We start from the raw sequence: 23,296 nt of genomic DNA, 5'->3' as shown, positions 1-23,296 counted from the left end.
CCAGCCGGCATCGCGCTCGTGTTGTCGAGGCTGGCACGCTAGCATTCGGACATGCCCTCTTCCTTTACCTCGCGCCGCCGCAACCAGCTGGCGCTGGCCTTCTCTGCGCTGATCTTCATCGCCATCGGCGTTGGCATCTTCGTCGGCGCACGCCGCTCGCTGGCCGATGCCGCCCTGGTGTCGCATACGCATGAAGTGATCGGCCGGGTCGACGAAATCCAGGCGCGCTTGCTCGATGCCGAATCGGCGCAGCGCGGCTTCCTGCTCACCGGCAACGACGCCTACCTGCTGGATTACCAGACCAGCGTCGAGCGCCTGCCGATCCTGCTCGCCAACCTGCGCCGGCTGATCGCCGACAACCCGGCGCAGGAGCAGCATCTGGACCAGTTGCAAGCGCTGGTGCAGGCGCGTCTGCAGCAGATCCAGCAGGTGCTGGATGTCTACGCGCAGAGCGGCCTGGAACCGGCACGTGCGAGCATCCGGCAGACCGCGTTCCGCACCACCAGCGCCATCCGCGAACAGGCACTGACCATGGTGCAGCGCGAACAGGAACTGCTGGCGCAACGCGCCGAAAGCAGCCGACAGAGCGCCACCTTGCTGCTGGTGCTGGCATTGGCCGGCATCCCGTTCGGGCTGTTGGTGGTCGGCGCGGTGTATGCCTTGCTGATGCGCGAATTGCGCCATCGGGCGCAGGCCGAACGTCTGGCTGCGCAGGCCAATCGCGAGCTTGGCGACAGCGTGGGCGCGCTGCAGCGCAGTACCGCCGATCTCAACCTGCTCAGCCGCTATACCGGGCTGCTGCAGAGCTGCATCAGTGCCGAAGAAGCATTGGTGGTCACCAGCCGCACCCTTGCCAGCCTGCTGCCCGGCGTTGCCGGAAGCGTGTATCTGCTGCGCGCCTCGCAGGATCGCGCCGAGGCGATCAGCCATTGGGGCGAACCGCTGGTGCAAAGCGCTCCGCATCTGTTGCCGGAAGAGTGCTGGGCCTTGCGCCGCGGCCAGCCGCACATCGTCGAGGACCTGCGCCGGGATGCGGTGTGCGCGCACATCGAGTCGCCTGACCCCGACGTGTCCATCAGTACCGCGTGCCTGCCGATGTCGGCGCAGGGCACCCAACTCGGTTTCCTGTTTCTGTCCTCGCCTGGCCCGGGTCCGATGCCGCGACTGGAAATCGCCGAGGCGGCCGCCGAGCAGCTGTCGCTGGCGTTGAGCAATCTGCGCCTGCGCGAGTCGCTGCGCCGGCAGTCGATCCGCGATGCGCTGACCGGGCTGTACAACCGTCGCTACCTGGAAGAATCGCTCAGCCATGAACTTGCGCGCTGCGCACGCCGCGGCCTGCCGCTGTCGGTGCTGATGCTGGATGTCGATCACTTCAAGCAGTTCAACGACAGCCAGGGACATGCCGGCGGCGACCTGCTGCTGGCCGCAGTGGGCGAGCTGCTGCTGACCCGCCTGCGCGCCGAGGACGTGGCCTGCCGCTACGGCGGCGAGGAATTCACCGTGATCCTGCCCGAGGCCGATGGCGACGAAGCCATGCGCGTGGCCGAGCAGATCCGCGGCCATATCGCAGCGCTGGCGGTCAGCGACGGCCAACGTGCGCTGCCGCGGGTGACCGCCTCCATCGGGGTGGCCAGCTTCCCGGCCGATGGCGAACTGGGCGCCAGCCTGATCCAGAAGGCCGATGCGGCGCTGTACGCGGCCAAGCACCGGGGACGCAACCGGGTCGAGCGCCATGGCGCGGGAATGCCTGCGCTGGACTGAGCAGGCACCGCGTCGATCCTAGATTGCGCGCGTCGTCACAAAAAAGATCGATTGACGCGGCGATAGTCGGCCCAGACCCCCGAAGCGAGGCAATCCGATGTCGATGTGGCGCGATCAAGGTCCCAACAAGAAAGACGGCGTTCCCCCTGCCCCCGAGGTTGCGGCCGCCGATGGACGGCTGTTCACCGCAGACGCCAGCCCTGCCCCGCCCGTGCCCACCGCCGCTACACCCGGCGTGACGCCCGCCGCCACACCGTCGCCGCGACAAAGCGAGGCCAAGGAATCGCTGATCGCCGCCGACATCAGCATCGAGGGCAAGATCGAAGGCGCCGGCCATGTGCGTCTGGCTGGCCGCTTCAAGGGCGATGTCAACGTCAAGGGCGACCTCACTATCGAACGCGGCGCCAAGCTCAACGGCGGGGTACGCGCCAACAAAGTCATCATCGCCGGCGAGTTGGAAGGCAATATCGAATCGGCCGCGCAGGTGGAGTTGCAGACCTCCGGCGTGCTGGTCGGCGACGTCAAGGCCGGCAGCCTCACCGTGGCGTCGGGCGCGCGGATGCGCGGCCAGGCGGATTTCGGCTGGGGCGAGGATGCGGCCAAGCCGGGCGCTGGCGGCAAGGCCAACGGCAGTGGCGGCAGTGCCGCTGTCGACACCAGCGGCGGCGGCGACAGCGACAGCGACGCCACATGAGTGCAGCCCGCCCGGGCACGCCCGGCGCTACCCGCAGCTGCCCGCATTGCAAGGCCACGATCCTGGAAAGCGCCAGCGTCTGCCCGGCCTGCAAGCACCACCTGCGCTTCGACTCGGCGGCTGCGCAGCACGCGCAGCCGGCGCCGATCGTGCCGCTCAAGGTCGACGGCACCATTCGCCATCCTGCCGATGGCGATCCGTGGGAATACACGGTGGTGGTGATCGTGCGCAATGGAAAGGGCGAGGAGATCCGCCGCCAGGTCGTGGATGTGGGCGCGATGCTGGGCGGCGAAGAACGCGGCTTCACCCTGGCGGTGGAAGCGACAGCGGTGCGTTCGCCTGGGCGGCGTACGCGGCATTGACGCGAACCGGTGCGGAAGCTGCTACCGGCTCAATCGCTCGGCAGCGCGGATGCGCTGGAAACAGCCGGGAGCTGCCTCGTCAGCGGCGCAGTGACCGGGTTTCGATTCCCTGGCGTGCGAGCTGATCGTCCCGCTGCCAGATGCAGGCAACGCCCGTCGGTCGGCCACGCTCTGCTGTTTGCTTGTCGCTTCCTGCTTGCCTGCTGCCTGTCATCGCCGTTGCCATTGCAGCGGTTGTCCGCTGCCTGGTGGTCGCTGCGTGTGGCGTCATTCGGTGCCAGCGCAAGGCTTGCCAGTCCGTGCAATCGGTCATGACGCCGCTCGATGTGACAACGCGACCGATGCTCAGCCCACCCAGGACCTCGACCAACGTGGTCTAGCGGCTCGTGTACCGATTGCCTGATCGCATCATCCCTCTGCGCGGCGCGCTACAGGTAACGAGGTGTACGGCCTGGCTGGCATCGCGCGCTCTGGGCCGCGGCAAAGAGAGCAAGGATAACGTCTGATGGCAATGCGCTCGGCGCGGGCGGCGATGCCTGGCACGTTGCATCCACCTGCATCCATTCCCATTCTCAGGATCTGCACATCGGCTTGGCCAGAGTTGGGCCATGCATAACGGCAACGACAAACGCGGCGATCTGGTGGTGCTGGGGCCCGAAGGGCTGTATTGCCCGCAGGGCGACTTCCACATCGACCCGTGGCGGCCGGTGCCGCGCGCGGTGATCACCCATGGGCATGGCGACCACGCGCGCAGCGGCATGGGCGAGTACCACTGCACGCGCGAAAGCCTGCCGATCCTGCAGTGGCGGCTTGGCGAACAGGCCTATCACACGCACGCCGATGGGGAAGCGTTTACGTTGGGACGTGCCCGCGTGTCGCTGCATCCGGCCGGGCACGTGCTGGGCTCGGCGCAGGTCCGCATCGAAGTGGATGGCAAGGTCTGGGTGGCCTCCGGCGACTACAAGCGCCAGCACGATCCCACCTGCAAGCCGTTCGAGGTGGTGCCATGCGACACCTTCATCACCGAAGCGACCTTCGGCCTGCCGGTGTATCGCTGGCCGGACACCGCGGCCGTTGCCGCCGACATCGTCGCCTGGCGCCACGAATGCGCCGGGCGCGGCGAGGCCGCCATCCTGTACTGCTACGCGCTGGGCAAGGCGCAGCGCGTGCTGGCCGAACTGCGCGCCTGGGACACGCAACCGGCGTTGCTGCATGGCGCGATCGCCACTGGCGTGGAGGTGTATCGCCAGGCCGGCATTGCGATGCTGGACACTCAACCAGTCAGCGAGCATGCGCGCGGTGCCGACTATGCCGGCCAGCTGGTGCTGGCACCGCCCTCGGCCGCGGGCAGCACCTGGATCCGCCGTTTCCGGCATGCACAGCAGGGATTCGCCTCGGGCTGGATGCGCATCCGCGGCAATCGTCGTCGCCGCAATTACGACCGCGGCTTCGTGGTGTCCGACCACGCCGACTGGCCGGACCTGTTGCGCAGCATCGAAGACACCGGCGCTCGTCGCGTGATCGCCACCCATGGCAATACCGATGCGCTGATCCAGCACCTGCGCGAGCGCGGCGTGGCCGCCGAGGCCTTCCGCACCGATTTTGGAGCCGAGGAATGAACCCGCTCCCCGCACGCCGGTATACGCGCGCACGTCCGCGCATCCGCCTGAGCGGCGCGCTGGCGTTCCGCCGGCATGCGCTGGCATTTCGCGTGCATCGCAGCGCGCCGGCCGCCGTCATCGGTCCACCCCGGCCGCAGCGTCGCCCACGCACGCTGGCTGCATTCACACGCCGCGCACTGGAGCTGCGCGCGGCCAACCGACACGCAATGGCACAGGCGCTGCCGTGAAGCGGTTTGCTGCGCTGTACCGCACCCTGGACCGCAGTACCGGCACGCTCGACAAGCGTGCCGCGCTGGTCGCCTATTTTCGCGACGCCGCCCCGCTGGATGCGGCCTGGGCGTTGTACCTGCTGGCCGGCGGCAAGGTCGCCAGCAGCCGCATGCGCATTGCCAGCAGCGGCGAGCTGCGCGAATGGATCACCGACACCGCCGGGATCGCCGACTGGCTGGTGGCCGACAGCTACGACCACGTGGGCGATCTGGCCGAAACGCTGGCATTGCTGCTCGACGACCCGGCCACCGAAGCGGCCGATCTGCCGCTGGCCGACTGGATCGAACAGCGGCTGTTGCCGATCGCCAACCAGGATGTGGACGTGCGCAAGGCGTGCATCGTGCAGGCCTGGCGCAGCCTGGCCTTCGACGAGCGCCTGGTGTTCAACAAGCTGCTGACTGGCGCCCTGCGCGTGGGCGTCTCGCAGCGCCTGGTGCAACAGGCGCTGGCTGAGTTGTCGGGCGTGGACATCGCCCGCATCGCCCAACGCATGCTGGGCAGCTGGCGCCCGCATCCCACCTACCTGGCCGAGCTGTTGACCAGCGAAGAGCTGCCCGGCGACCGCCAGCAGCCCTACCCGTTCTTCCTCGCCTCGCCGCTGGAGGCGGATGTGGACACGCTGGGCGCCATCGACGACTGGCTGCTGGAATGGAAATGGGATGGCATCCGCCTGCAGCTGATCCGGCGCGCTGGCGAAGCCGCCTTGTGGTCGCGCGGCGAAGAACGCCTGGATGGCCGTTTCCCGGAGATCGAGCAGGCGGCGTTGCAGTTGCCCGACGGCACCGTCATCGATGGCGAGCTGCTGGCCTGGCAGCCCGAGCAGCCGTTGCCGATGGCGTTCACTGCCTTGCAGACGCGCATCCAGCGGCTCAAGCCTGGGCCCAAGACCCTGGCGGCCGCGCCTGCGCGTGTGGTTGCCTACGACTTGCTGGAACTGGATGGCACGGATCTGCGCGAACGCCCCCTGCAGGAGCGGCGCGCGCTGCTGGACACGCTGCTTGCCACGCTTGGCGACCCACGCATCGTGGCCTCACCGCTGGTCCAGGCCGGCGATTGGCAGGCCGCCGCGCAGCTGCGCGTGCAGGCGCGCGAACGCGGCGTGGAAGGCCTGATGCTCAAGCGCGCCACCTCGGTCTACCAGGCCGGGCGACGCCGCGGCGACTGGTGGAAGTGGAAGATCGACCCGCTCACCATCGATGCAGTGCTGCTGTACGCGCAGGCCGGCCATGGCCGGCGCAGCACGCTGTATACCGACTACACCTTCGGGCTGTGGCATGCCGGCCAGCTGGTGCCGATCGCCAAGGCCTATTCGGGCCTGGACGATGCCGAGATCCTGCAACTGGACCGCTGGATCCGCGCCAATACCACCGAACGTTTCGGGCCGGTGCGTGCGGTGAGCCCGCATCACGTGTTCGAGCTGGGCTTTGAGGCGGTGAACCGTAGCGCACGCCACAAGTCGGGTATTGCGGTGCGCTTCCCGCGCATTCTGCGTTGGCGGCACGACAAGCCGTATGCCGAGGCAGACCACCTGAGCAGTCTGCAGGCACTGGCGCGGTGACGGCACCGCAGCACGCACGCGGCACCCCATTGCAGCAATGGCGCGCCTGGTTCGCGCAGCGCGGCTGGGCACCATTGGCGTTCCAGCGCGATGTCTGGAAGCGCTATCTCGACGGCGAGTCCGGCTTGCTGCATACGCCTACTGGCAGCGGCAAGACGTTGGCGGCCTTCGGCGGTCCACTGCTGGAAGCGCTGGCCGCGCGCGGACGCAAACCGGTGGCACCATCCGCCAGACCCGCAGCCAGTGCGCGCCGGCAGCAACAACGCACGCTACAGGTGCTCTGGATCACGCCACTGCGTGCACTGGCCGCCGACACCGCGCGTGCGCTGCGCGAACCGGTAGATGCCTTGGGGTTGGACTGGCAGGTAGGCCTGCGTACCGGCGATGCCAGCGCGCGCGACAAGCGCCTGGCGCGCAGCGGCAAGCTCGATGTGCTGGTCACCACACCCGAGTCGCTCGCCCTGCTGCTGTCGTACCCGGACACCGCGCCGCAGCTGTCGGCGTTGCGTTGCGTGATCGTGGACGAGTGGCACGAGCTGCTGGGCAACAAGCGCGGCGTGCTGCTGCAGTTGTGCCTGGCGCGCCTGCGCGGCTGGGCGCCGACCCTGCGCATCTGGGGTCTGTCGGCCACCTTGGGCAACCTGGCGCAGGCGCGCGACGTGCTGCTGCCGCATCTGCCCGGTGCCGCACTGGTATCCGGCGTCAGGCCACGCGCCATGACGCTGGAAACGCTGTTGCCCGACAGCGGCGAGCGCTTTCCATGGGCAGGGCATCTGGGTCTGGCGCAACTGGCGCGCGTCTTGCAGAAGATCATGGAGCACGGGACCAGCCTGGTGTTCACCAATACCCGTGCGCAGGCGGAGCTCTGGCATCAGGCCTTGAGCGCCGTGTGGCCGGACGATCTGGCCACGCTGGCGCTGCACCACGGCTCGCTGGACCCGAGCCTGCGCGCAGCGGCCGAGCAAGGGCTGCGCGATGGCAGCTTGCGCTGCGTGGTGGCCACCTCCAGCCTGGATCTGGGTGTGGATTTTCCGGCGGTGGATCAGGTGCTGCAGGTCGGCAGCCCCAAGGGCATTGCGCGCTTGCTGCAACGCGCCGGCCGCGCGCGCCATCGCCCCGGCGAATCCGGCCACGTGGTGTGTGTGCCCTCGCACGCGCTGGAACTGGTGGAGTACGCCGCCGCACGCCGCGCGATTGCCCACGGCCACATCGAAGCGCGGCCGCCGCCGCGATTGTCGCTGGACGTGCTGGCGCAACATTGCGTCACCCTCGCACTCGGCGGAGGTTTCGATGCCGATGCCTTGTTCGCGCAGGTGCGCGGCACCGATGCGTTTGCCGCACTGGACCCAGCCACCTGGACTGCAGTGCTGGACTTCATCGTGCAGGGCGGTAGCGCGTTGGCGCACTACCCGGATTTCCACAAGGTGGTCCGCGACGACGAGGGAATCTACCGCGTCACCGACCGGCGCGTTGCGCTGCGCCATCGGCTGTCCATCGGCACGATCACCAGCGATGGCAGCGTGCGCGTGCAGTTCCTGCGCGGTGGTCGGCTGGGCGCGGTGGAAGAACAGTTCGTCGGCCGCCTGCGTCGCGGCGACCGCTTCCAGTTCGCCGGCCGGTTGCTGGAACTGGTGCGCCTGGAAGACATGACCGCCTACGTGCGCGTGGCAAAAGGCGGCAGCGGCGTGGTGCCCAAGTGGATGGGCGGGCGCATGCCGTTGTCCTCTGCATTGGGGCGCGAAGTGGAAGCGCTGTTCGCCGCCCCCGGCGACGCGCCGGAGATGCAGGTGCTGGCGCCGCTGTTGCAGCTGCAGGCGTCGCTCTCGTCGCTGCCCGGCCCCGATCACCTGCTGGTGGAAAGCATCAAGGCGCGCGATGGCCGGCACGTGTTCGTGTATCCGTTCGCCGGCCGCCAGGTCAACGAAGGCCTGGCGGCCCTGCTGGCTGCACGCTGGGGCCGTCGCCAGCGCAATACCTTCAGCTTCGCCGCCAACGATTACGGCTTCGTGCTCTCGCCAGCGCAGGATGTGGACATCGATCCAGGCCTGTTGCAGGCACTGCTATCGCCGCTTGGCCTGTTCGACGATCTGCGCGACAGCCTCAACCTGGGCGAGCTGGCACGCCGCCAGTTCCGCGAGATCGCACGCGTGGCCGGCCTGTTGTCGCCATCGTTGCCCGGCCGCGCACCGCGCAGCCTGCGCCAGTTGCAGGCCTCCAGCGGATTGCTCTACGACGTGCTGCAGCGCTTCGACCCCGACCATCTGCTGCTGGCGCAAGCCGAGCGCGAAGTGTTCGAAGGACAACTGGAACTGGCGCGCCTGGCGCATGCGCTGGAGGACTGCGCCCGGCGCGAACTGCGCCTGTGCACGCCACGCAGCCTCACCCCGTTGTCGTTTCCGCTGTGGGCTGAGCGCGTGCGTGGCCAGCTGAGTACCGAAGACTGGAAGGCGCGCGTATTGCGCGCCGCCGAACAACTGGGGCGTAAGCATGGGCGATAGCGTGCAGCTGCAGCTGCAGCTGGGCGGCGAAACCGTGGAATTGCTCGGCGAACGTGCGCTGTACCGGCCGGCGCGGCGCGCCTTGCTGATTGCCGACCTGCACCTGGGCAAGGCCGATGTGTTCCGGCGTGCCGGCATCGGGCTGCCGGCAGGCGGCACCGCGCACGATCTGGACCGGCTGGATGCCTTGCTTGGGCAACGCGAGGTGGACGCGCTGTGGATTCTGGGCGACCTGCTGCATGGACCGGCACCGCGTGCGGCCTGGCATCGGCGCTGGAGCGCCTGGCGCGAACGGCACTGCAGCCTGCGCGTGATCGCGATCCGCGGCAATCACGATCGCGCCCTGGCGGGTGCGGACCTGCATATCGAAGCGGCCGGCGAACAGGTCGAGGACGGCCCGTTCGTGCTGCGCCACGATCCGTTGCCGCACCCCACCGGTCATGTGCTGTGCGGGCATCTGCATCCGCTGGCGGCACTGCCCGGGCTGTCGCGGCGCTGGCCGGCGTTCTGGTTGCGCCAGAACGTCACCATCCTGCCGGCGTTTTCGCAGTTCACCGCCGGCGTGGTACCGACCCTGGTCCAGGGCGAGCGTCTGGTCGCCTGCGTGGAAGGCGATGCAGTGGCCTTGCCGGTGCGGTGAACCGGCGCTGCGGCGGCTACGCCGTTGCACGGTCGACGGATCGCCGACTGTGCCTGTCACGCGTGCCGCCGGCCCATCGGCGTCGGCAGTCTCGCTTAGGAAGGCCAGGCCTTGCCGTGCTGCGTTGAACCTCAGCGCGTCATCGACGCAGCCGCCTGGGTAACGGCTTGCTGCGACTGCTCCAGCGCCTGCTGCTGTTCGCGCGCCTGGGCCTGGGTCTGGCTGATCATCTGCAAACGATCGAACGACTGCGTCTCTGGCGTCTGCACCGCTTCCACGGTTGGCATATAGGCGCGTTGGTGCGCCGGATCATTGAGGGCGCCCTGCACGACGAAGGCCCTCTCGCCACCGGCAAGATCGGCTGTTGGGCTGTTGAGCACAACGTGATCCACCCGCGACAATCCTTCTTCTTTTGCAAGCGCAAGCAGGCTGGCGGTCATCCGCTGGCTCGATGCATCCCACTGCCTGCCGTGCTGGGCATCGAGATTTTGCCCCCCCCTCCTTGATCTGTTGGTAGAGTGAGTGATCCGCATGACCGGGGTCTGACGGAAGACGCTGGGCTGGTGGCCCTGGCGATTGCGGATCGCGCTGCCGCAGCTCCTGTTCCAGTTCGCGTGCGGTGATGGGCGAGACGTGCAAGTGCGTATTCTTGCTGTGCTGGAACAGGCCGGGCGTCGGTGGCTGCGTGCTGCTGTCCAGGTAAGGCATAGGGCGGGTATCGCTACCCAGGTCGATGCCGTTGCGCTCCAGTATCTCTTCCTTCAGCCCAAGGCGCTGCATGTCCAGAATCATCGGCTGTTCTGGCTCGCCGGGCTTTGTTTTGTTGTAGTGTCGTTCGTATATCGAGGCGGTGCTGACCACCCAAGGACCATAATGGTTTGTGTAGTCGGACTGCCCCGCATGACCGATACGGGTGTCCTTGACCGATTTGTCGAAGTAATTCACTCCCATTGCCTCGACATTACTTGCCGTGGGCGACAACGTCAGGTCGCTATTGAACGTCAGGTTTGCCTTGGGCGTATAGACGCTTGAATAGCCGCTGCGCGTGACGAAATCTCTGGCCCGACCATCCGCAAATAGGTACACATCTTCAAGCGTAGGATTAGGATTACGACTCTTGACCGCGCTCACGATAGCGTTCCATCCGGCTATTTCGGCCGTTGCTTCATCCGTACGGTTACTGGCCAGCACTTTCCCGCCAGCAGTAGTGTAATCGTGCGTGCTACGGGCAATTTTTATTGCCTCTGTTGTGAACTTTTCCCGCGCAAGCGCGGCAGTTGAACTATAAAGGCTATGCTGAATTTCATGCCCCAGGACGAAGGTCAAATCGCCTGCTGCTGCATGCCTACCGTTGGCATCGTTTACCAGCGCCGCAAGCGGCAGGTGAATTTTCTGATCGCGTGGATCATAGATGCCTCCCGCATGCGGGTCGTTCAACGGCGCGAAGCCTTTCAGCACTTTTTTTCTGCACCGCCTCGTTGATCTGGCGGGTCAACTCGGGCGAATCGTTCAGGACCCGGTTGAAGTTGTCCAGATGCTCGCGTGTGACACCTGGTTGCTGACCAAATGACGCCACCACTGCACTTGCTTCTTGGCTCAACGTGTCCGCTCCTTGGACTAGCGAATTTGAACCCACTCGACGCACTGATGCGTGGTGCGCGCTAAAGGTTCGTCAGCTTCGCCACGCGGGAAGAGCTCCACGTGCATGCCTGGGCGTTGAAAAATATCGCTCATCCATCGTCCTTCCTCGACACGATTGCGCCGTCGCGAAAACCCCATTTTCTCGAGATGCGCCGCAAATGCCTCGAAGTCGATCTGGCAGATATCCGACATAGACGGAGACGCTTCTGGCGGATTAGGCAGGAACAGGAACTCGAACCATGCGCCCTTTACTTCGGTTTTGTTGACACCAAACCCGTAGTTCCAGCCTCGGGTCAGCACTCCGCTGGCACCGAATCGCCCGGAACCATCATCGCGATGCTGTACCGACTGGCCCATTGCTCGAGACACATGGTCGACAGTGAACGATTCAATGCTGGCACTTGTGCGAATCAGCTCCAGTACCCGCTCCAATGCTTCCTGCGCGGTACGTGGTCCACCTTTGGAAGGATCTGCAGGTATGTGATCGGATGAGGAACTCATGGCAGATGTCTCCGTGACGGTTGCCGGGGCTGGGGTGGCCGCCGTGTGGGCGCAAGCGCCCAGGGCTAGGGTGACGAGCAATGCGTAGAGGGCGCGCGCGATCATGTAGCGTCCGTGGTGCGCTGGTGTGGCTGCGACGCTAGTGGCATCCCGTGCGCAGGTCAATCGCAAGGGGTCTCGCAGACGCAGCATCATCGCCGCACGCTGCGCGGCTTGGCCGGCAGCTCCATCGGCGGCAACACATCCATCAACAACTGACCTTCACTGGCGGCGATGCGTAGCCTGGTGCCGATGGCAAAGCCCAGTTGTTCCAGCCATGGGCCGCTGAGGCGAACGTGGCGCACATGCTGGTCGCCGTCGTGGTCGTGCGCGCCGGGGTAATGGGTGTAGCTGACGGTGCATTGGCGCGCGCGGCGGGCGCGGCGGGGCGCGCACGCGCGCGAGTGGGCCGTGCGCTGGCAGATACCGTGGGCGGGTCTACACAGCTAGCGCGCCGCTGCCTCGACGCCTTGGCCGATCGGCCGCGCGCAGGGCTGCGACAACGCCTCCACGAATTCCGGCGCCAACGCCAGCTTGCCGAACCAGCCATGCTGGGTGCCGCTCAGCACGCGCAACATATGCCCGCGCCCGCCCGGCACGCGGCCCATCGGTTGCAGCAACAGATCGCGCCCGTAGGCCCACACATCGCGCTCGGATTGAAACAGCGGCGTCAGCCAGCGGCTCCAGCGGTGATAGATCGCCACATGCGCCTGGCGTTGCCGCTGGTAGCGCAGCAAGGCCTCGTCCAGATCGGTGCCCGCGCGCAGCGCGTCGCGCAGCGCCAGCGCATCCAGCAGCGCCATGTTCACTCCCTGCCCCAGCTGCGGACTCATCGCATGTGCGGCATCGCCTGCCAATACGAAACGACCACGGTGCCAGCGCGTCATCACCGCATCGCGGTAGCTGGCGCGTGCCAGCGCGGTGTGGACCTGCACCGTCTGCAGGCGCGCAATCGCATCGGGCCACATCTGCGCCACTTCCTCGCGCCAGGCATCGATGCCGCGTTGTTCCCATGCGGCGAAATCGCTGCACGGCAGGCTCCAGAAAAAGCTCAGGCGCGGGGTATCGTCGCCCGGCCGCGTGCCGACCGGCAGCAACCCGATCATCTTGCGTGCACCGATGTAGCGCTGACGCAGCTCGTCGACGAACGGCCAGTCCTCGCGCGGAAGCAGGCACCACAACGCCCCCCACGGATACACCCGGTCCAGCCGCGTGCCTTGCACCTGCGCACGCAATGTCGATGCCGAACCATCGGCGGCAATGATCAGATCGTAGGGACCATGCCACTGCCCACGCTGGCCCTGCACGCGCGTGCCGTCATGGTCGATGGCGGTGATCTGCGTATCGGTGTGCAGCTGCGCGTACTCGGGCCAGGCATCGCGCAACAGCGAGAACAACGCTCCGCGCTGCATGCCCAGCCCCATCAACCGCGGGTCCAGATCGCGGTACTGCATGTCCATCACTGCGCGACCGCAGGGCGTTTCGCCGTAGAGCCGCCGCACCGGCGCCCCATGCGCCAAGGCTTGCGACAACAGGCCCATCTTCCACAGCACCTGCAGGCCGCTGGGCTGCAACAGGAAGCCGGCGCCAACCGGCCCGGGTGCCGCAGCGCGTTCGAAGACATCCAATTGGTGGCCGTCGGCGCCCAGCAGCACCGCCAAGGCCTGACCGGCCGTTCCATAGCCCACTACCGCAATCCGCAATGTCCGTTGCATCGTTCCCGACTCTGCTCTTCTCTTGCCGCCCCGCAGGCCGGCGCAAAAAAAACCCCGCCGTGGCGGGGTTCTTCAACCGCACAATCGAGTCAGCTTACTCGATCGGCGTGATGTTCGAAGCCTGGGCACCCTTGGGGCCCTGGGTCACGTCATAGCTGACGCGCTGGCCTTCCTGCAGGCTGCGGAAGCCCTTGGAGTTGATCGCGGAGAAGTGCGCGAAGACATCGGCGCTGCCGTCCTCCGGTGAGATGAAGCCAAATCCCTTGGCGTCGTTGAACCACTTGACGGTACCGTTCGGCATGGTGATGCGAGACCTTTGCAATAATTAATGGGTGGTGTACGGCAGTGCGTACGCGCCGAGTATGCAAAGCTTATGCCCCGATGACAATCACCCGCGTGCAAGTTCGCCGATCAGTTCCGGCAGCCCCGACGAGGCCGCATCCACGTTGGCCAGCACCTCCGCCATGGTGATTTCCTGGGCGTCGCCACAGCCGGCCGCCCAGTTGGCCACGATCGCCAGACACGCATATTCCAGGCCTTTTTCGTGCGCCAGCCCGGCTTCCGGCATGCCGGTCATGCCGACCAGGTCGCAGCCGTCGCGGCGCATGCGGGCGATCTCTGCAATCGTTTCCAAACGCGGTCCCTGCGTTGCGCCGTAGCAACCGTCGGCAACCAGCGTGACGCCGGTCACCTTGGCGGCGGCGATGACCTTGCTGCGGAACATCGGCGAATACGGGTGGCCGAAATCCACGTGCTGTACCTCGCTGCCCGGCTCTTCGCAGAAGGTGGAAATGCGGCCCCAGGTGTAGTCGATCAGTTGGTCGGGGCACGCCAGCACGCGCGGACCGAACTGCTCGGTGATGCCGCCCACCGTGTTGAGCGCGAGCACGCGCGAGGCACCGATTTGCTGCAGCGCAGCGATGTTTGCGCGGTAGTTGACCTTGTGCGGCGGCAGCGAATGCCCCTCGCCGTGCCGGGCCAGGAACGCCACGCGATGGCCAAGCAACATGCCAACCCGGATCGGCCCGGACGGTGCGCCGTACGGGGTGTCGAGCTCATGCGTCTGCACGTCGTCGAGCTGCGCAAGCTTGTAGACACCGGTGCCGCCGATGACGGCCAGGGCGATGGAATTGGGGGACATGGGCGACCTCTGCTACGGGTTGACGTGGATGCGCGCGGCGCGCGCCGGATTGCCCGCGCGGTGGCGGGCCAGGACGAACGACGCCGACCAGGCCGTCGGTGTCGCTATTGAACATGCGGGACTGCGATCTGCGCGCTCCCAGCCTCGGCGTGCGCGGCGTTGGACATCGTCCGCGCGGCTTGGTGCCTCGCGCGCAGCCGGCACGCTCGGCCGCGCCGCATGGACCTGGGGCGGATCACAGGACATAGCCGGCAGCCGGCGACTGCGGACGGCGCGCTTGGAACCAGAGCCTACGAGCGGTACATGCCGTACCGAGCACCGGCCACGCCGCCTGGCGGCTGCGCAGCCTGTCAGCCGCTACTGCTTCATCGCATAGATGGCAGGAATGCCGCGCAGTTGCTCGTTGACGTCCATGCCGAAGCCGAACACATAGCGGTCGGGCACTTCCACGCCGACGTAGTCGGCGGTCACGCCAGCCACGCAGCGGTCGTGACGCTTGACGGTCAGCACCGCAACGCGCACATCGGTGGCGCCCTGCTCCAGGCACCACTGGCGCACGCCCTGCAGCGTATAGCCCTCGTCGAGGATGTCGTCGACCAGGATCACCCGGCGACCGAACAATGCGGTGGCCGGGCGGTGCTTCCACACCAGCTCGCCGCCGACGGTTTCGCCGCGGTAGCGGGTGGCGTGCAGGTAATCGAACTGCAGGTCCTGGCCGCGCGCGCCCAGCTCCAGCGCAAGCTGTCCGGAGAACGGCAGCGCACCGTGCATGATGGTGAGGTACACCGGCACTTCGCCGGCATAGTCGCGCGCGATGGCGTCGGCGATGGTAGAGACGGCCGCGTCGATGGCGGGGCGATCGACCAACAGATCGGCTTGGGCCAGGGCCTGGGAAATGGTGAGCGTGGACATCAGGCGAGTGTTCCGAAAGGGGCAGAAGGAGTGTTGAAGGAAGCGTCGGTGCCAGCCAGCAGGCCGTCCCAGCCGAGCGCGCCGCGCCCGATCAGGCCGATCAGCGCGGCGGTATTGAGGTGGCGGCCCTGCACGGCCTGCAGCGACTCGGGCACCAGTTCCGGATGGCAGACCAGCACCACATCGCAGCCGGCATCCAGATGCGCATGCACGCGCCCTTCCACGCCGCCGGCGCTGAACGAGGCGGCCATGCCGATGTCGTCGGAGAACACCACGCCGCGAAAGCCCAGTTGCCCGCGCAGGATCTGCTCGATCCAGCGCGACGAATAGCCGGCCGGTTCCGGTGCCACCTGCGGATAGACCACGTGCGCCATCATCACCGCGTCGGCGCCGGCCTCGATGCCGGCCACGAACGGCAGCAGGTCTTCGGCCTGCAGCACCTCCAGCGGACGCGGGTCGCTGGCGTGATCCACATGGGTATCCTCAAGCACCGTGCCATGGCCGGGGAAGTGCTTGAGCGTGGCCGCCATGCCGGCACCATGCAGGGCCTGCACATAGGCACGGGTGAAGGTGGCCACCACCTGCGGATCGTCGCTGAAGGCGCGATCGCCGACGGCGCGATTGCCGCGGCCCAGATCCACCACCGGCGCAAAACTCAGGTCCACGCCGCTGGCGCGAACTTCGCTGGCCATCAGCTGCGCATGCGCGCGGGCCGCGGCCAACGCGCCGTCCGGGTCCTGCGCGTACTGCACGCCGAAACTCTGCAACGGCGCCAACGCACTGAAGCCTTCGCGAAACCGCTGTACACGGCCGCCTTCCTGGTCCACGCAGATCAGCACCGGGCGCGGCGCGGCGGCACGGATGGAGGCAGACAATTCGGCCACTTGCGTGCGCGAGGCGAAATTGCGCTTGAACAGCACCACGCCGGCGACCGCATCGTGCTGCAGCCAGTCGCGTTCCTGTGCGCTGAGTTCGGTACCGGCAACGCCGATCAAAAGCATGTTGGGGGACTCCCGGGCCAGGCGCCACAGGGGCGCAGCGCGGCATTGTCGCAGATGCGCGTGGCAGCGTCAGATTGCGCATTCAGGCAAGGGCTGGCGTACCCACGCCAGGGCGTCCCTGCGCCACGGCACCCATCGCCGGTGCGCTGTCCCCGAACGCGGGAGGAATCCTGGCCGACCCGCGTTTGCAGCAATAATGCCGGCCTGCGTCTTCCAGCATGGGAAGGCATGGGTGATTCACGATGCCCGCGCTGTCTGGCGCGTCCCTCCCGTTGCCACGGCGGATCCGTGGCGTGGTGCCGGGGCGTGCATCACCGCTGCGCGGCCCAGGCTGCCGGTGGGTAGGGCTGTCTGCAACAGCGACGCATGCGGCACGCATGCGCGCCGCCGCCCTGGTCGGTTCAGAGGTGCTCCAGGTTCTCCCGCCAATGCGCGGCTTGGGCCTGGATGCCTTCCAGCGCCTCGGGAGCCATAGTGTCGAGCTGTCGATACGGCATCGCCAGCCGCTCGTTGGCGCCCAGCAACGGGCGCTGCCGCGCCAGGAAATCCCAGTACAGCGCGTTATAGGGGCAGGCCCGTGCGCCGACCCGCGCCTTGCGCTGGTAGCGGCAGCCGCCGCAGTAATCGCTCATGCGGTCGATATAGGCCGCGCCGCTGATATAGGGCTTGCTGCCGAGCAGGCCGCCATCGGCGAACTGGCTCATGCCCACCGTGTTGGGCAGCTCCACCCACTCGAAGGCATCGATATACACGCCCAGATACCAGCGATGCAGCGCCTGCGGGTCCAGCCCCGCCAGCAGCGCGAAATTGCCGATCACCATCAGCCGCTGGATATGGTGCGCATGCGCATTGGTCAGCGAATTGCCCACCGCATCGGCCAGGCAGCGCATGCCGATCTGCCCATCCCAGAACCAGTGCGGCAACGGCAGGTGCTGATCCAGGTAATTGGTCTGCGCGTACCCAGGCATCTGCGACCAGTAGACGCCACGCACGTATTCGCGCCAGCCCAGAACCTGCCGGATGAAGCCTTCCACCGAGGCCAGCGGTGCCCGCCCCTGGCGCCAGGCGGCTTCGGCGCGCGCGATCACTTCGGCCGGGTGCAGCATCTTGACGTTGAGCGCGAACGACAGCAGCGAATGGAACAGCCGCGGGCTATGCGTGCTCATCGCATCTTCGTAGCGACCAAAATCCGGCAAAGCGCGTTCGATGAAGGCATCCAGGTGCTGCAACGCTTCGGCGCGATCCAGTGGCCACGGCAGCGCCTGGGCGTTGGGCGTGCCGAAACTGCGTACGCCAACCGCTTCGATGCTGCGCCACAGCTGGCTGTGATCGTGTGCGCTGCGCCAGTCCTGCGGCGCAGGCGGATCGCCTGGCCACGGCTCACGATTAGCGTGATCGAAGTTCCAGCGCCCGCCTTCCGGTTGCCCGGCGGCATCGAGCAGGATGCGATGGCGTCGGCGCATCTGCCGATAGAACACTTCCATGCGCCACGGACTACCCGCGCGGAAGCACGCAGCCACCTCGTCACGCGTGGTCAGAAAATGCTCGCTATCGACCCTGCGCGTGACGAACGCCTGCGCGGCACTCCACTGCTGCAAGGCCTGATCCAGCCGCCATTCGTCCGGTGCCTGATACTCCAGTTGCTGCGCGCGGTAATGCGCCATCAGCGCGTCCAGGTTGGCCGGAATCGATTGCCGGTTGCTGGCGGTGTCGATTGCCACGTAGCGCACCCGGTGGCCGGCCTGTCGCAGCGCGGCGGCGAACGCGCGCATCGCGGCGAAGATCGCCAGGATCTTCTGCGCATGGTGCAGCACGTAGTCGGTTTCGGCGCGCACCTCCATCAACACATAGACCACGCCAGGGTCGTGCGTGGCGAACCAGCTGTGCTGCGGGTTGAGCTGATCGCCCAGGATCAGGCGCAACGTGTGGGCAGGCGTTTGCGCCGTGTTACCGATCGAAGGGATTTCGGGCGGCGTCATCAACGTCGGTTCAACGCAGCCGAGGCGAGCACTGCCGATTGCGCAGCGCGCAGCAGCGTTGCCGAGAGCATGCCGGGCGATGCTGCCACGCGCGTGGCTTGCAGGCAGTGCTGCATCGATACCAACGCTGCGGCACGCCAACGCATCACTGCGCCGTGCAATCTGTTGCCGCGATGCCGGCCACCTCGCGTGCCAGGGCGGTTCCACTGAGCCAGGCGCCTTCGACCTTGCCGCCTGCCAGCCAGTCGCCACACAGGCCGAGCCCGAGGCTGGCATCCCAGGCACAGCCGGTCTGCAATGGCGGATCGGTACTGGCCGCCACCCAGCGATATGCCTCGCAGGCCAGCGGTGGCGGCAGGCCCAGCGCCGCCAGTTTGGGCAACAGGCTGGCGATCACCTGCGCGGGCGTGGCATCGCCATGCACCTGACTCCACATCGCCGTGGCATGCAGCAGCCAGGTCTCGGCACCTGCACGCGCGGGTTTGCTGGAATCGCGCGCCACCCAGCGCAACGGGCCGGCGTTGACGAACAAGCCGTCGTAGCCCGGATCGATGGGCGCAGCGAACCGCAGCATGACGGCCCAGGCCGGCAACATCTGCGCGCTGCGGGCAACGCGCAGCAGCGCGGGTGCGCGATCGGCCAGCAACCTGGCCGCATCGGCAGCCGGCACTGCCAGCAGCAGCGCATCGACCGCCTGCGTTGCGACCGCGGTCGCAGCGCCGAGGTCGACCACCCATCCCGCACTGCTGCGCTCGAGCGCATGCACGCTCGCCCGCGTGCGCACCTGCAGGCCGGCTGCCAGCGCGCGTGCGGGTGCGGCCATGTCGGGAGTTCCGACAAACCGCGCCAATGCACTTTGCGAGTGGCGCATCACCGCGCCATCCCAGCTGGCGACCCGTGCCGGCCAGCGTGCGGCCACGCCGTCGGCGATCCATCGCTCGACCACGGCCGCGAAGCCCGGATCGCGCGCGGTGAAGTATTGCGCGCCGTCGTCGCACTGCCAGCCCTGTCCGGTGCGGGTATGCATGCGTCCGCCAACCACATCGGCGCCTTCGTACACCGTTACGTCAATGCCTGTTTTCTGCAGTGCATCGGCGCAAGCCAGCCCGGCCAGGCCGGCACCAATGATCGCCACGCGCGTTGGGCGGCGTGGCGGCATCATCGGATCAACGCCTTGCGCAGACATGCTGCCATCGGCAGGTCACACCGCGCAGCCATCCGGCCCGCAGGCATCGGCGCCACCGACCGGCACCGATTCGGCGGCCAGCTGCAACAGCGCCTGGGCAAAACTCTCCGGCGGCTGCGCGCCTTGGATCAGGCTGCGCCCGTCGATCACGAAACTGGGCACCGCACGGATGCCCAGCGCGCCGGCCTGCGCCAACTGCGCCTGCACTTCCACCATGCCTTCATCGGAGTCCAGCATCGCCTGCACGCGCGCGGCCGCCAGACCGCCGGCCTCGCCGGCACGTACCAGGGTTTCGGTCGCCGCAACGTTGCGGCCTTCGGCAAAATGCGCATGGAACAGCGCTTCCATCACCGCGCCGACATCGCCTTCGTGGGTGGCCAGCCACAGCAGCCGATGCGCACGCAGGGTGCTGACCTGCACCTGGCCCCGTCCGAAGTCGAATGGCAGGCCTTCGGCGCGCGCCGTGGCCTGGGTTTGCGCAAGCATCTGATCCACGCGTGCGGTGCCGCCGAACTTGCGTGCCAGGGCATCGCGCAACGGCACCGGTGCTGCGCCGGCCTCCGGGTCCAGTTCGAACGCGTGGTAATGGATGTCCAGCGCCGGCGCCTTGTCGCCAAGCGCGGCAATCGCCTGCTCAAAGCGGCGCTTGCCGATCCAGCACCAGGGGCAGACCACGTCGGACCAGATATCGATGCGCATGAGCGGGGATTGGGCAGTGGGGATTGGCAGAGCATAAGCCCCAACACGCGGATTGGGGATTGGAGATTAGCAACGCATGGCCCAGGGCCGACGCATCACCCTTGCTCTTTACGAATCCCCAATCCCCAATCCCGACTCCCGCCACTGCTTGAACGGATGCGATGCCAGCGCCAGATTGTAGTAACGCGTGTCGTCGGTCACTTCCGTGCCGATCCACTCGGGCCTGGCAAAGGCTTCGTCGGCGCTGGCGAGCTCGATCTCGGCCACCACCAGCCCGGCGTTGTCGCCGAGAAATTCATCCACTTCCCATACATGGCCCTGGTATTCGACCAGATGCCGGCGCTTGTCGATCAGCCCGCCGACGCACAGCTCCAGCAACGCGCGCGCATCGGCGACGGGAATCGGGTACTCGAACTCCTGGCGCGTATGCCCCACCTCACGCGACTTCAGATTCAAGAACGCGCCCTCGCCCTGCACCCGTACACGCACCGACGCATGTTGCCCCCCGCTACGCAACGCTGCCTGGTCGTTGATGTAGCCCTGCGCCATCGGGATCACCGCATGCGCGGCAGCGCGCCAGCCATCGCCGGTGACGAGAAACTTGCGTTCGATTTCTAGGGGCATGGGATTGGGGATTCGGAATTGGGGATTGGTTAAAGCAACGCACTGCATGCCTGTGGGGTTCTTGCCAAGACCCCGCAGTACCAGGGGCAATGCTTCGATCTGACGCTTGGGTAGAGCGTTTAGCGAAAGGACATCACGACTCGCCGTTGCGAATCCCCAATTCCCAATCCCCAATCACCGCTTCTCAAACACCGCGATACTTTCCACATGTGCGGTATGCGGGAACATGTCCATCGCCCCTGCCGACACCAGGGTGAATCCTTGTTCGTTGACCAGGTAGCCGGCGTCGCGCGCCAGCGAGCCCGGGTGGCAGCTGACGTAGACGATGCGCTGGAAGCGCTTCAATGGCAGCTGTTGCAGCACTTCCAGTGCGCCCGAGCGCGGCGGATCGAGCAGCAGCTTGTCGAAGCCCTGCTTCATCCAGGGCGCATTGCGTTGGTCCTGGGTGAGATCGGCGGCGTGGAACTGCGCGTTGACCAGGCCATTGCGCTGCGCATTTTCCCTGGCGCGCGCCACCAGCCCGGCATCGCCTTCCACGCCCACCACCTCGCGCACCGTGCGCGCCAGCGGCAGGGTGAAGTTGCCCAGGCCGCAGAACAGGTCCAGCACCCGGTCTTCGGCGGTGGCATCCAGCAGCGCCAGTGCGTGCGCGATCATCTTTTGGTTGAGCGAGGCATTGACCTGGATGAAGTCCAGCGGCCGGAACGCCAGCTCGACATCCCATTGCGGCAGGCGGAACGCCAACGGCACCTCACGCGGCCACAGCGGGTGCACACTGTCCACACCACCGGGCTGCAGGAAGATCGCAAAACCGTGCGCCTGTGCAAACTCCACCCAGGCCTGCTGATCGCGCTCGCTGAGCGGCTGCATGTGGCGGATGGTCAGCGCCACTGCCTGGTCACCGGCGATGAACTCGATCTGCGGGATGTCGCGCTTGCCGTCCATGCTTTCGATCAGCGCCGCCAGCAACGGGATCTTCTCGCCGATCTGCGGAATCACCGTGTAGCACACCGACAGGTCGGCCACGAAACGCGGGTCCAGCTCGCGGAAGCCGACCAGGGTCTTGTCCTTCTTCTCCACCCGCCGGACCGAAAACCGCCCCTTGCGCCGGTACCCCCAGCTGTCGCCCACCAGGGCAGGCAATACGGTCTGCGGGGTGACATGCCCGATCCGTTCGAGGTTGTCGGTGAGCACCCGCTGCTTGGCGACGATCTGCTGCGATTCTTCCAGGTGCTGCAGCACGCAACCGGCGCAGATGCCGAAGTGCGGGCAACGCGGAGCCACCCGCTGCGGCGAGGCTTCCAGGACCTCGATCGTCCTGGCTTCGTCGAAATGGCGGCTGCGCGCAGTGGGTTCGGCACGTACCAGCTCGCCCGGCAAGGCGCCGCTGATGAAGGTGACCTTGCCACCCTCGCCATCGCGACGGGCCACTCCGCGGCCGTCGTGGCTGAGGTCGGTGATGGCGGTCTGGAAAGGAGTACGGTCGAGGCGATTGCGGGTTCTGGCCACGTGGCGACAGGCTGCGGGCAAAAAGGGTGCGTATTGTCGCAGATGCGATCGACGGAGGCCGCTCCACGCGGCACGGCAATTGTCGTGCCACCCAAACACAGGCAAACTTCACCTGCGCGCGGCAGCTCAGGCCGCGGCACCGCTGACAAGGAGGCAGCATGAATATGGCGACACGTCAGGAACCCCATCCACGCCTGCTGTTGGTGGAGGACGACTCGATCAGCCGTGGCTTCCTGCAGGCCGCACTGGAAGGCCTGCCGGCCCAGGTGGATTGGGCCGATTCGCTGTCTTCGGCGCTGGACCGCGCGCGCGAACGTCGCCACGATCTTTGGCTGATCGACGTCAATCTGCCCGATGGCACCGGCAGCGGCCTGCTGCGGGCGCTACGCCTGCTGCACCCGGACGTCCCCGCACTGGCGCACACCGCCGACGGCACCGTGGCGATGCAGCAAGGCCTGCAGTCCGATGGCTTCCTGGAAATGCTGGTCAAACCGCTGACCACCGAACGCCTGCTGCAGGCCGTGCGTCGTGGCTTGGCGCGCGGCCGCTACAGCGTGGCACCGGTCGGGGTGGTGGACATTGCCGCCAGCGACTGGGACGAGGCCGCGGCACTGAGCGCACTCAATGGCCAACAGCATCACCTCAATGCCTTGCGCGAGTTGTTCCTGGCGGAATTGCCGGGCACCCGCGACGCAGTGACCTCGGCGCTGAACGTCAGCGACGAGCAGGCCCTGCGCAATCACCTGCACCGGCTGCAGGCCAGTTGCGGATTCGTCGGCGCCGCGCGGCTCGCTGGAGCGGTGCGCCTGCTGCGTGGCGATCCGCAGTCGCGCACTGCGCAGACCCAGTTCCATGCGGCGGTAGCCGCGTTGCTGCACTGATCCACACCCATCGCTTCGCCGCGCCCTAAGGTTCGGCGCCGGGTGAAGGGCATCCACGATCTG

The 23,296-nt window shown here is 67.0% G+C and carries 21 protein-coding genes and 2 pseudogenes; 9 read left to right on the top strand and 14 right to left on the bottom strand.

Annotated elements, in window-relative coordinates:
- The first annotated feature begins 51 nt into the window (after window positions 1–51).
- From XcodCFBP4690_RS03385 to pdeM, 8 genes are all read left to right on the top strand, one after another.
- Window positions 52–1,761 (top strand): diguanylate cyclase, encoded by a 1,710-nt coding sequence (locus XcodCFBP4690_RS03385; RefSeq protein ID WP_104539641.1) that lies wholly within the window; start codon window positions 52–54, stop codon window positions 1,759–1,761.
- A 97-nt stretch (window positions 1,762–1,858) separates the two neighbouring features.
- Window positions 1,859–2,455, top strand: a complete 597-nt coding sequence (locus tag XcodCFBP4690_RS03380; RefSeq protein ID WP_104539640.1) for a bactofilin family protein — start codon at window positions 1,859–1,861, stop codon at window positions 2,453–2,455.
- Window positions 2,452–2,817 (top strand): hypothetical protein, encoded by a 366-nt coding sequence (locus tag XcodCFBP4690_RS03375; RefSeq protein WP_104539639.1) that lies wholly within the window; start codon window positions 2,452–2,454, stop codon window positions 2,815–2,817. Before XcodCFBP4690_RS03380 ends, XcodCFBP4690_RS03375 begins: the two co-directional genes overlap by 4 nt.
- Window positions 2,818–3,425: 608 nt before the next feature.
- Window positions 3,426–4,436, top strand: coding sequence for a ligase-associated DNA damage response exonuclease (locus tag XcodCFBP4690_RS03370; RefSeq protein WP_104539638.1), 1,011 nt, complete (start codon window positions 3,426–3,428; stop codon window positions 4,434–4,436).
- Window positions 4,433–4,666 carry a hypothetical protein gene (locus XcodCFBP4690_RS03365; RefSeq protein WP_104539637.1) on the top strand — a complete coding sequence of 78 codons (234 nt, stop codon included), beginning with the start codon at window positions 4,433–4,435 and terminating at the stop codon, window positions 4,664–4,666. The genes XcodCFBP4690_RS03370 and XcodCFBP4690_RS03365 overlap by 4 nt, the downstream gene beginning before the upstream one ends.
- Complete coding sequence (locus XcodCFBP4690_RS03360; protein ID WP_104539636.1) at window positions 4,663–6,267, top strand: ATP-dependent DNA ligase; 1,605 nt, start codon at window positions 4,663–4,665, stop codon at window positions 6,265–6,267. Before XcodCFBP4690_RS03365 ends, XcodCFBP4690_RS03360 begins: the two co-directional genes overlap by 4 nt.
- Window positions 6,264–8,765 (top strand): ligase-associated DNA damage response DEXH box helicase, encoded by a 2,502-nt coding sequence (locus XcodCFBP4690_RS03355; RefSeq protein ID WP_104539635.1) that lies wholly within the window; start codon window positions 6,264–6,266, stop codon window positions 8,763–8,765. Before XcodCFBP4690_RS03360 ends, XcodCFBP4690_RS03355 begins: the two co-directional genes overlap by 4 nt.
- Entirely contained in the window at window positions 8,755–9,405 is a 651-nt protein-coding gene (pdeM, locus tag XcodCFBP4690_RS03350) for a ligase-associated DNA damage response endonuclease PdeM (RefSeq protein ID WP_104539634.1), read from the top strand. The genes XcodCFBP4690_RS03355 and pdeM overlap by 11 nt, the downstream gene beginning before the upstream one ends.
- Window positions 9,406–9,536: 131 nt before the next feature.
- Here pdeM and XcodCFBP4690_RS23005 read toward each other — a convergent pair whose 3' ends face one another.
- From XcodCFBP4690_RS23005 to rlmD, 14 genes and pseudogenes are all read right to left on the bottom strand, one after another.
- A complete protein-coding gene (locus XcodCFBP4690_RS23005) occupies window positions 9,537–9,692 on the bottom strand; it encodes a hypothetical protein (RefSeq protein ID WP_244183568.1) in 156 nt (51 codons plus the stop codon).
- A gap of 3 nt (window positions 9,693–9,695) precedes the next feature.
- Window positions 9,696–9,845 (bottom strand): annotated as a pseudogene (locus XcodCFBP4690_RS23320) (XVIPCD domain-containing protein); the annotation flags it as partial.
- 1,177 nt (window positions 9,846–11,022) lie between these two features.
- Window positions 11,023–11,652 carry a hypothetical protein gene (locus XcodCFBP4690_RS22995; RefSeq protein ID WP_104539704.1) on the bottom strand — a complete coding sequence of 210 codons (630 nt, stop codon included), beginning with the start codon at window positions 11,650–11,652 and terminating at the stop codon, window positions 11,023–11,025.
- 86 nt (window positions 11,653–11,738) lie between these two features.
- A pseudogene (locus XcodCFBP4690_RS03335) lies at window positions 11,739–11,978 on the bottom strand (SymE family type I addiction module toxin); the annotation flags it as partial.
- Window positions 11,979–12,032: 54 nt separating this feature from the next.
- The gene (locus tag XcodCFBP4690_RS03330) at window positions 12,033–13,301 is read right to left on the bottom strand and encodes an FAD-dependent oxidoreductase (protein ID WP_104539632.1); all 1,269 of its coding nucleotides are present in this window, start codon (window positions 13,299–13,301) and stop codon (window positions 12,033–12,035) included.
- 94 nt (window positions 13,302–13,395) lie between these two features.
- Window positions 13,396–13,602 (bottom strand): transcription antiterminator/RNA stability regulator CspE, encoded by a 207-nt coding sequence (cspE, locus tag XcodCFBP4690_RS03325; RefSeq protein ID WP_104539631.1) that lies wholly within the window; start codon window positions 13,600–13,602, stop codon window positions 13,396–13,398.
- Between the two features lie 87 nt (window positions 13,603–13,689).
- Window positions 13,690–14,442, bottom strand: coding sequence for an S-methyl-5'-thioinosine phosphorylase (locus tag XcodCFBP4690_RS03320; RefSeq protein WP_104539630.1), 753 nt, complete (start codon window positions 14,440–14,442; stop codon window positions 13,690–13,692).
- A 357-nt stretch (window positions 14,443–14,799) separates the two neighbouring features.
- Window positions 14,800–15,354: a hypoxanthine-guanine phosphoribosyltransferase gene (locus XcodCFBP4690_RS03315; RefSeq protein ID WP_104539629.1), complete on the bottom strand. Its 555-nt coding sequence runs from the start codon at window positions 15,352–15,354 to the stop codon at window positions 14,800–14,802.
- Complete coding sequence (nagZ, locus tag XcodCFBP4690_RS03310) at window positions 15,354–16,355, bottom strand: beta-N-acetylhexosaminidase (RefSeq protein WP_104539628.1); 1,002 nt, start codon at window positions 16,353–16,355, stop codon at window positions 15,354–15,356. Before nagZ ends, XcodCFBP4690_RS03315 begins: the two co-directional genes overlap by 1 nt.
- A 401-nt stretch (window positions 16,356–16,756) precedes the next feature.
- Window positions 16,757–18,334, bottom strand: coding sequence for a cryptochrome/photolyase family protein (locus tag XcodCFBP4690_RS03305; protein ID WP_104539627.1), 1,578 nt, complete (start codon window positions 18,332–18,334; stop codon window positions 16,757–16,759).
- Window positions 18,335–18,479: 145 nt separating this feature from the next.
- The gene (locus XcodCFBP4690_RS03300; RefSeq protein ID WP_410049680.1) at window positions 18,480–19,520 is read right to left on the bottom strand and encodes an NAD(P)/FAD-dependent oxidoreductase; all 1,041 of its coding nucleotides are present in this window, start codon (window positions 19,518–19,520) and stop codon (window positions 18,480–18,482) included.
- 15 nt (window positions 19,521–19,535) lie between these two features.
- Window positions 19,536–20,219, bottom strand: coding sequence for a DsbA family oxidoreductase (locus XcodCFBP4690_RS03295; RefSeq protein ID WP_104539625.1), 684 nt, complete (start codon window positions 20,217–20,219; stop codon window positions 19,536–19,538).
- A gap of 108 nt (window positions 20,220–20,327) precedes the next feature.
- Entirely contained in the window at window positions 20,328–20,843 is a 516-nt protein-coding gene (locus XcodCFBP4690_RS03290) for a CYTH domain-containing protein (RefSeq protein WP_104539624.1), read from the bottom strand.
- A gap of 174 nt (window positions 20,844–21,017) precedes the next feature.
- Window positions 21,018–22,352, bottom strand: a complete 1,335-nt coding sequence (rlmD, locus tag XcodCFBP4690_RS03285) for a 23S rRNA (uracil(1939)-C(5))-methyltransferase RlmD (protein WP_104539623.1) — start codon at window positions 22,350–22,352, stop codon at window positions 21,018–21,020.
- 158 nt (window positions 22,353–22,510) lie between these two features.
- On the opposite strand from rlmD, the gene XcodCFBP4690_RS03280 reads away from it, so the two are divergent.
- Entirely contained in the window at window positions 22,511–23,233 is a 723-nt protein-coding gene (locus XcodCFBP4690_RS03280) for a response regulator (protein ID WP_104539622.1), read from the top strand.
- Window positions 23,234–23,296 lie beyond the last annotated feature (63 nt).

Source organism: Xanthomonas codiaei (assembly GCF_002939785.1).
GTDB classification, from domain to species: domain Bacteria; phylum Pseudomonadota; class Gammaproteobacteria; order Xanthomonadales; family Xanthomonadaceae; genus Xanthomonas; species Xanthomonas codiaei.
This window is presented reverse-complemented; position numbering and strand designations above follow the sequence as displayed.

Bases quoted from the DNA above. Each gene is read 5' to 3' on its own strand.
- XcodCFBP4690_RS03385 (WP_104539641.1), top strand. From the start codon at position 52: ATGCCCTCTTCCTTTACCTCGCGCCGCCGCAACCAGCTGGCGCTGGCC.
- XcodCFBP4690_RS03380 (WP_104539640.1), top strand. From the start codon at position 1,859: ATGTCGATGTGGCGCGATCAAGGTCCCAACAAGAAAGACGGCGTTCCC.
- XcodCFBP4690_RS03375 (WP_104539639.1), top strand. From the start codon at position 2,452: ATGAGTGCAGCCCGCCCGGGCACGCCCGGCGCTACCCGCAGCTGCCCG.
- XcodCFBP4690_RS03370 (WP_104539638.1), top strand. From the start codon at position 3,426: ATGCATAACGGCAACGACAAACGCGGCGATCTGGTGGTGCTGGGGCCC.
- XcodCFBP4690_RS03365 (WP_104539637.1), top strand. From the start codon at position 4,433: ATGAACCCGCTCCCCGCACGCCGGTATACGCGCGCACGTCCGCGCATC.
- pdeM (WP_104539634.1), top strand. From the start codon at position 8,755: ATGGGCGATAGCGTGCAGCTGCAGCTGCAGCTGGGCGGCGAAACCGTG.
- XcodCFBP4690_RS23005 (WP_244183568.1), bottom strand. From the start codon at position 9,692: ATGCCAACCGTGGAAGCGGTGCAGACGCCAGAGACGCAGTCGTTCGAT.
- XcodCFBP4690_RS22995 (WP_104539704.1), bottom strand. From the start codon at position 11,652: ATGATCGCGCGCGCCCTCTACGCATTGCTCGTCACCCTAGCCCTGGGC.
- XcodCFBP4690_RS03330 (WP_104539632.1), bottom strand. From the start codon at position 13,301: ATGCAACGGACATTGCGGATTGCGGTAGTGGGCTATGGAACGGCCGGT.
- cspE (WP_104539631.1), bottom strand. From the start codon at position 13,602: ATGCCGAACGGTACCGTCAAGTGGTTCAACGACGCCAAGGGATTTGGC.
- XcodCFBP4690_RS03320 (WP_104539630.1), bottom strand. From the start codon at position 14,442: ATGTCCCCCAATTCCATCGCCCTGGCCGTCATCGGCGGCACCGGTGTC.
- XcodCFBP4690_RS03315 (WP_104539629.1), bottom strand. From the start codon at position 15,354: ATGTCCACGCTCACCATTTCCCAGGCCCTGGCCCAAGCCGATCTGTTG.
- nagZ (WP_104539628.1), bottom strand. From the start codon at position 16,355: ATGCTTTTGATCGGCGTTGCCGGTACCGAACTCAGCGCACAGGAACGC.
- XcodCFBP4690_RS03305 (WP_104539627.1), bottom strand. From the start codon at position 18,334: ATGACGCCGCCCGAAATCCCTTCGATCGGTAACACGGCGCAAACGCCT.
- XcodCFBP4690_RS03300 (WP_410049680.1), bottom strand. From the start codon at position 19,520: ATGTCTGCGCAAGGCGTTGATCCGATGATGCCGCCACGCCGCCCAACG.
- XcodCFBP4690_RS03295 (WP_104539625.1), bottom strand. From the start codon at position 20,219: ATGCGCATCGATATCTGGTCCGACGTGGTCTGCCCCTGGTGCTGGATC.
- XcodCFBP4690_RS03290 (WP_104539624.1), bottom strand. From the start codon at position 20,843: ATGCCCCTAGAAATCGAACGCAAGTTTCTCGTCACCGGCGATGGCTGG.
- XcodCFBP4690_RS03280 (WP_104539622.1), top strand. From the start codon at position 22,511: ATGAATATGGCGACACGTCAGGAACCCCATCCACGCCTGCTGTTGGTG.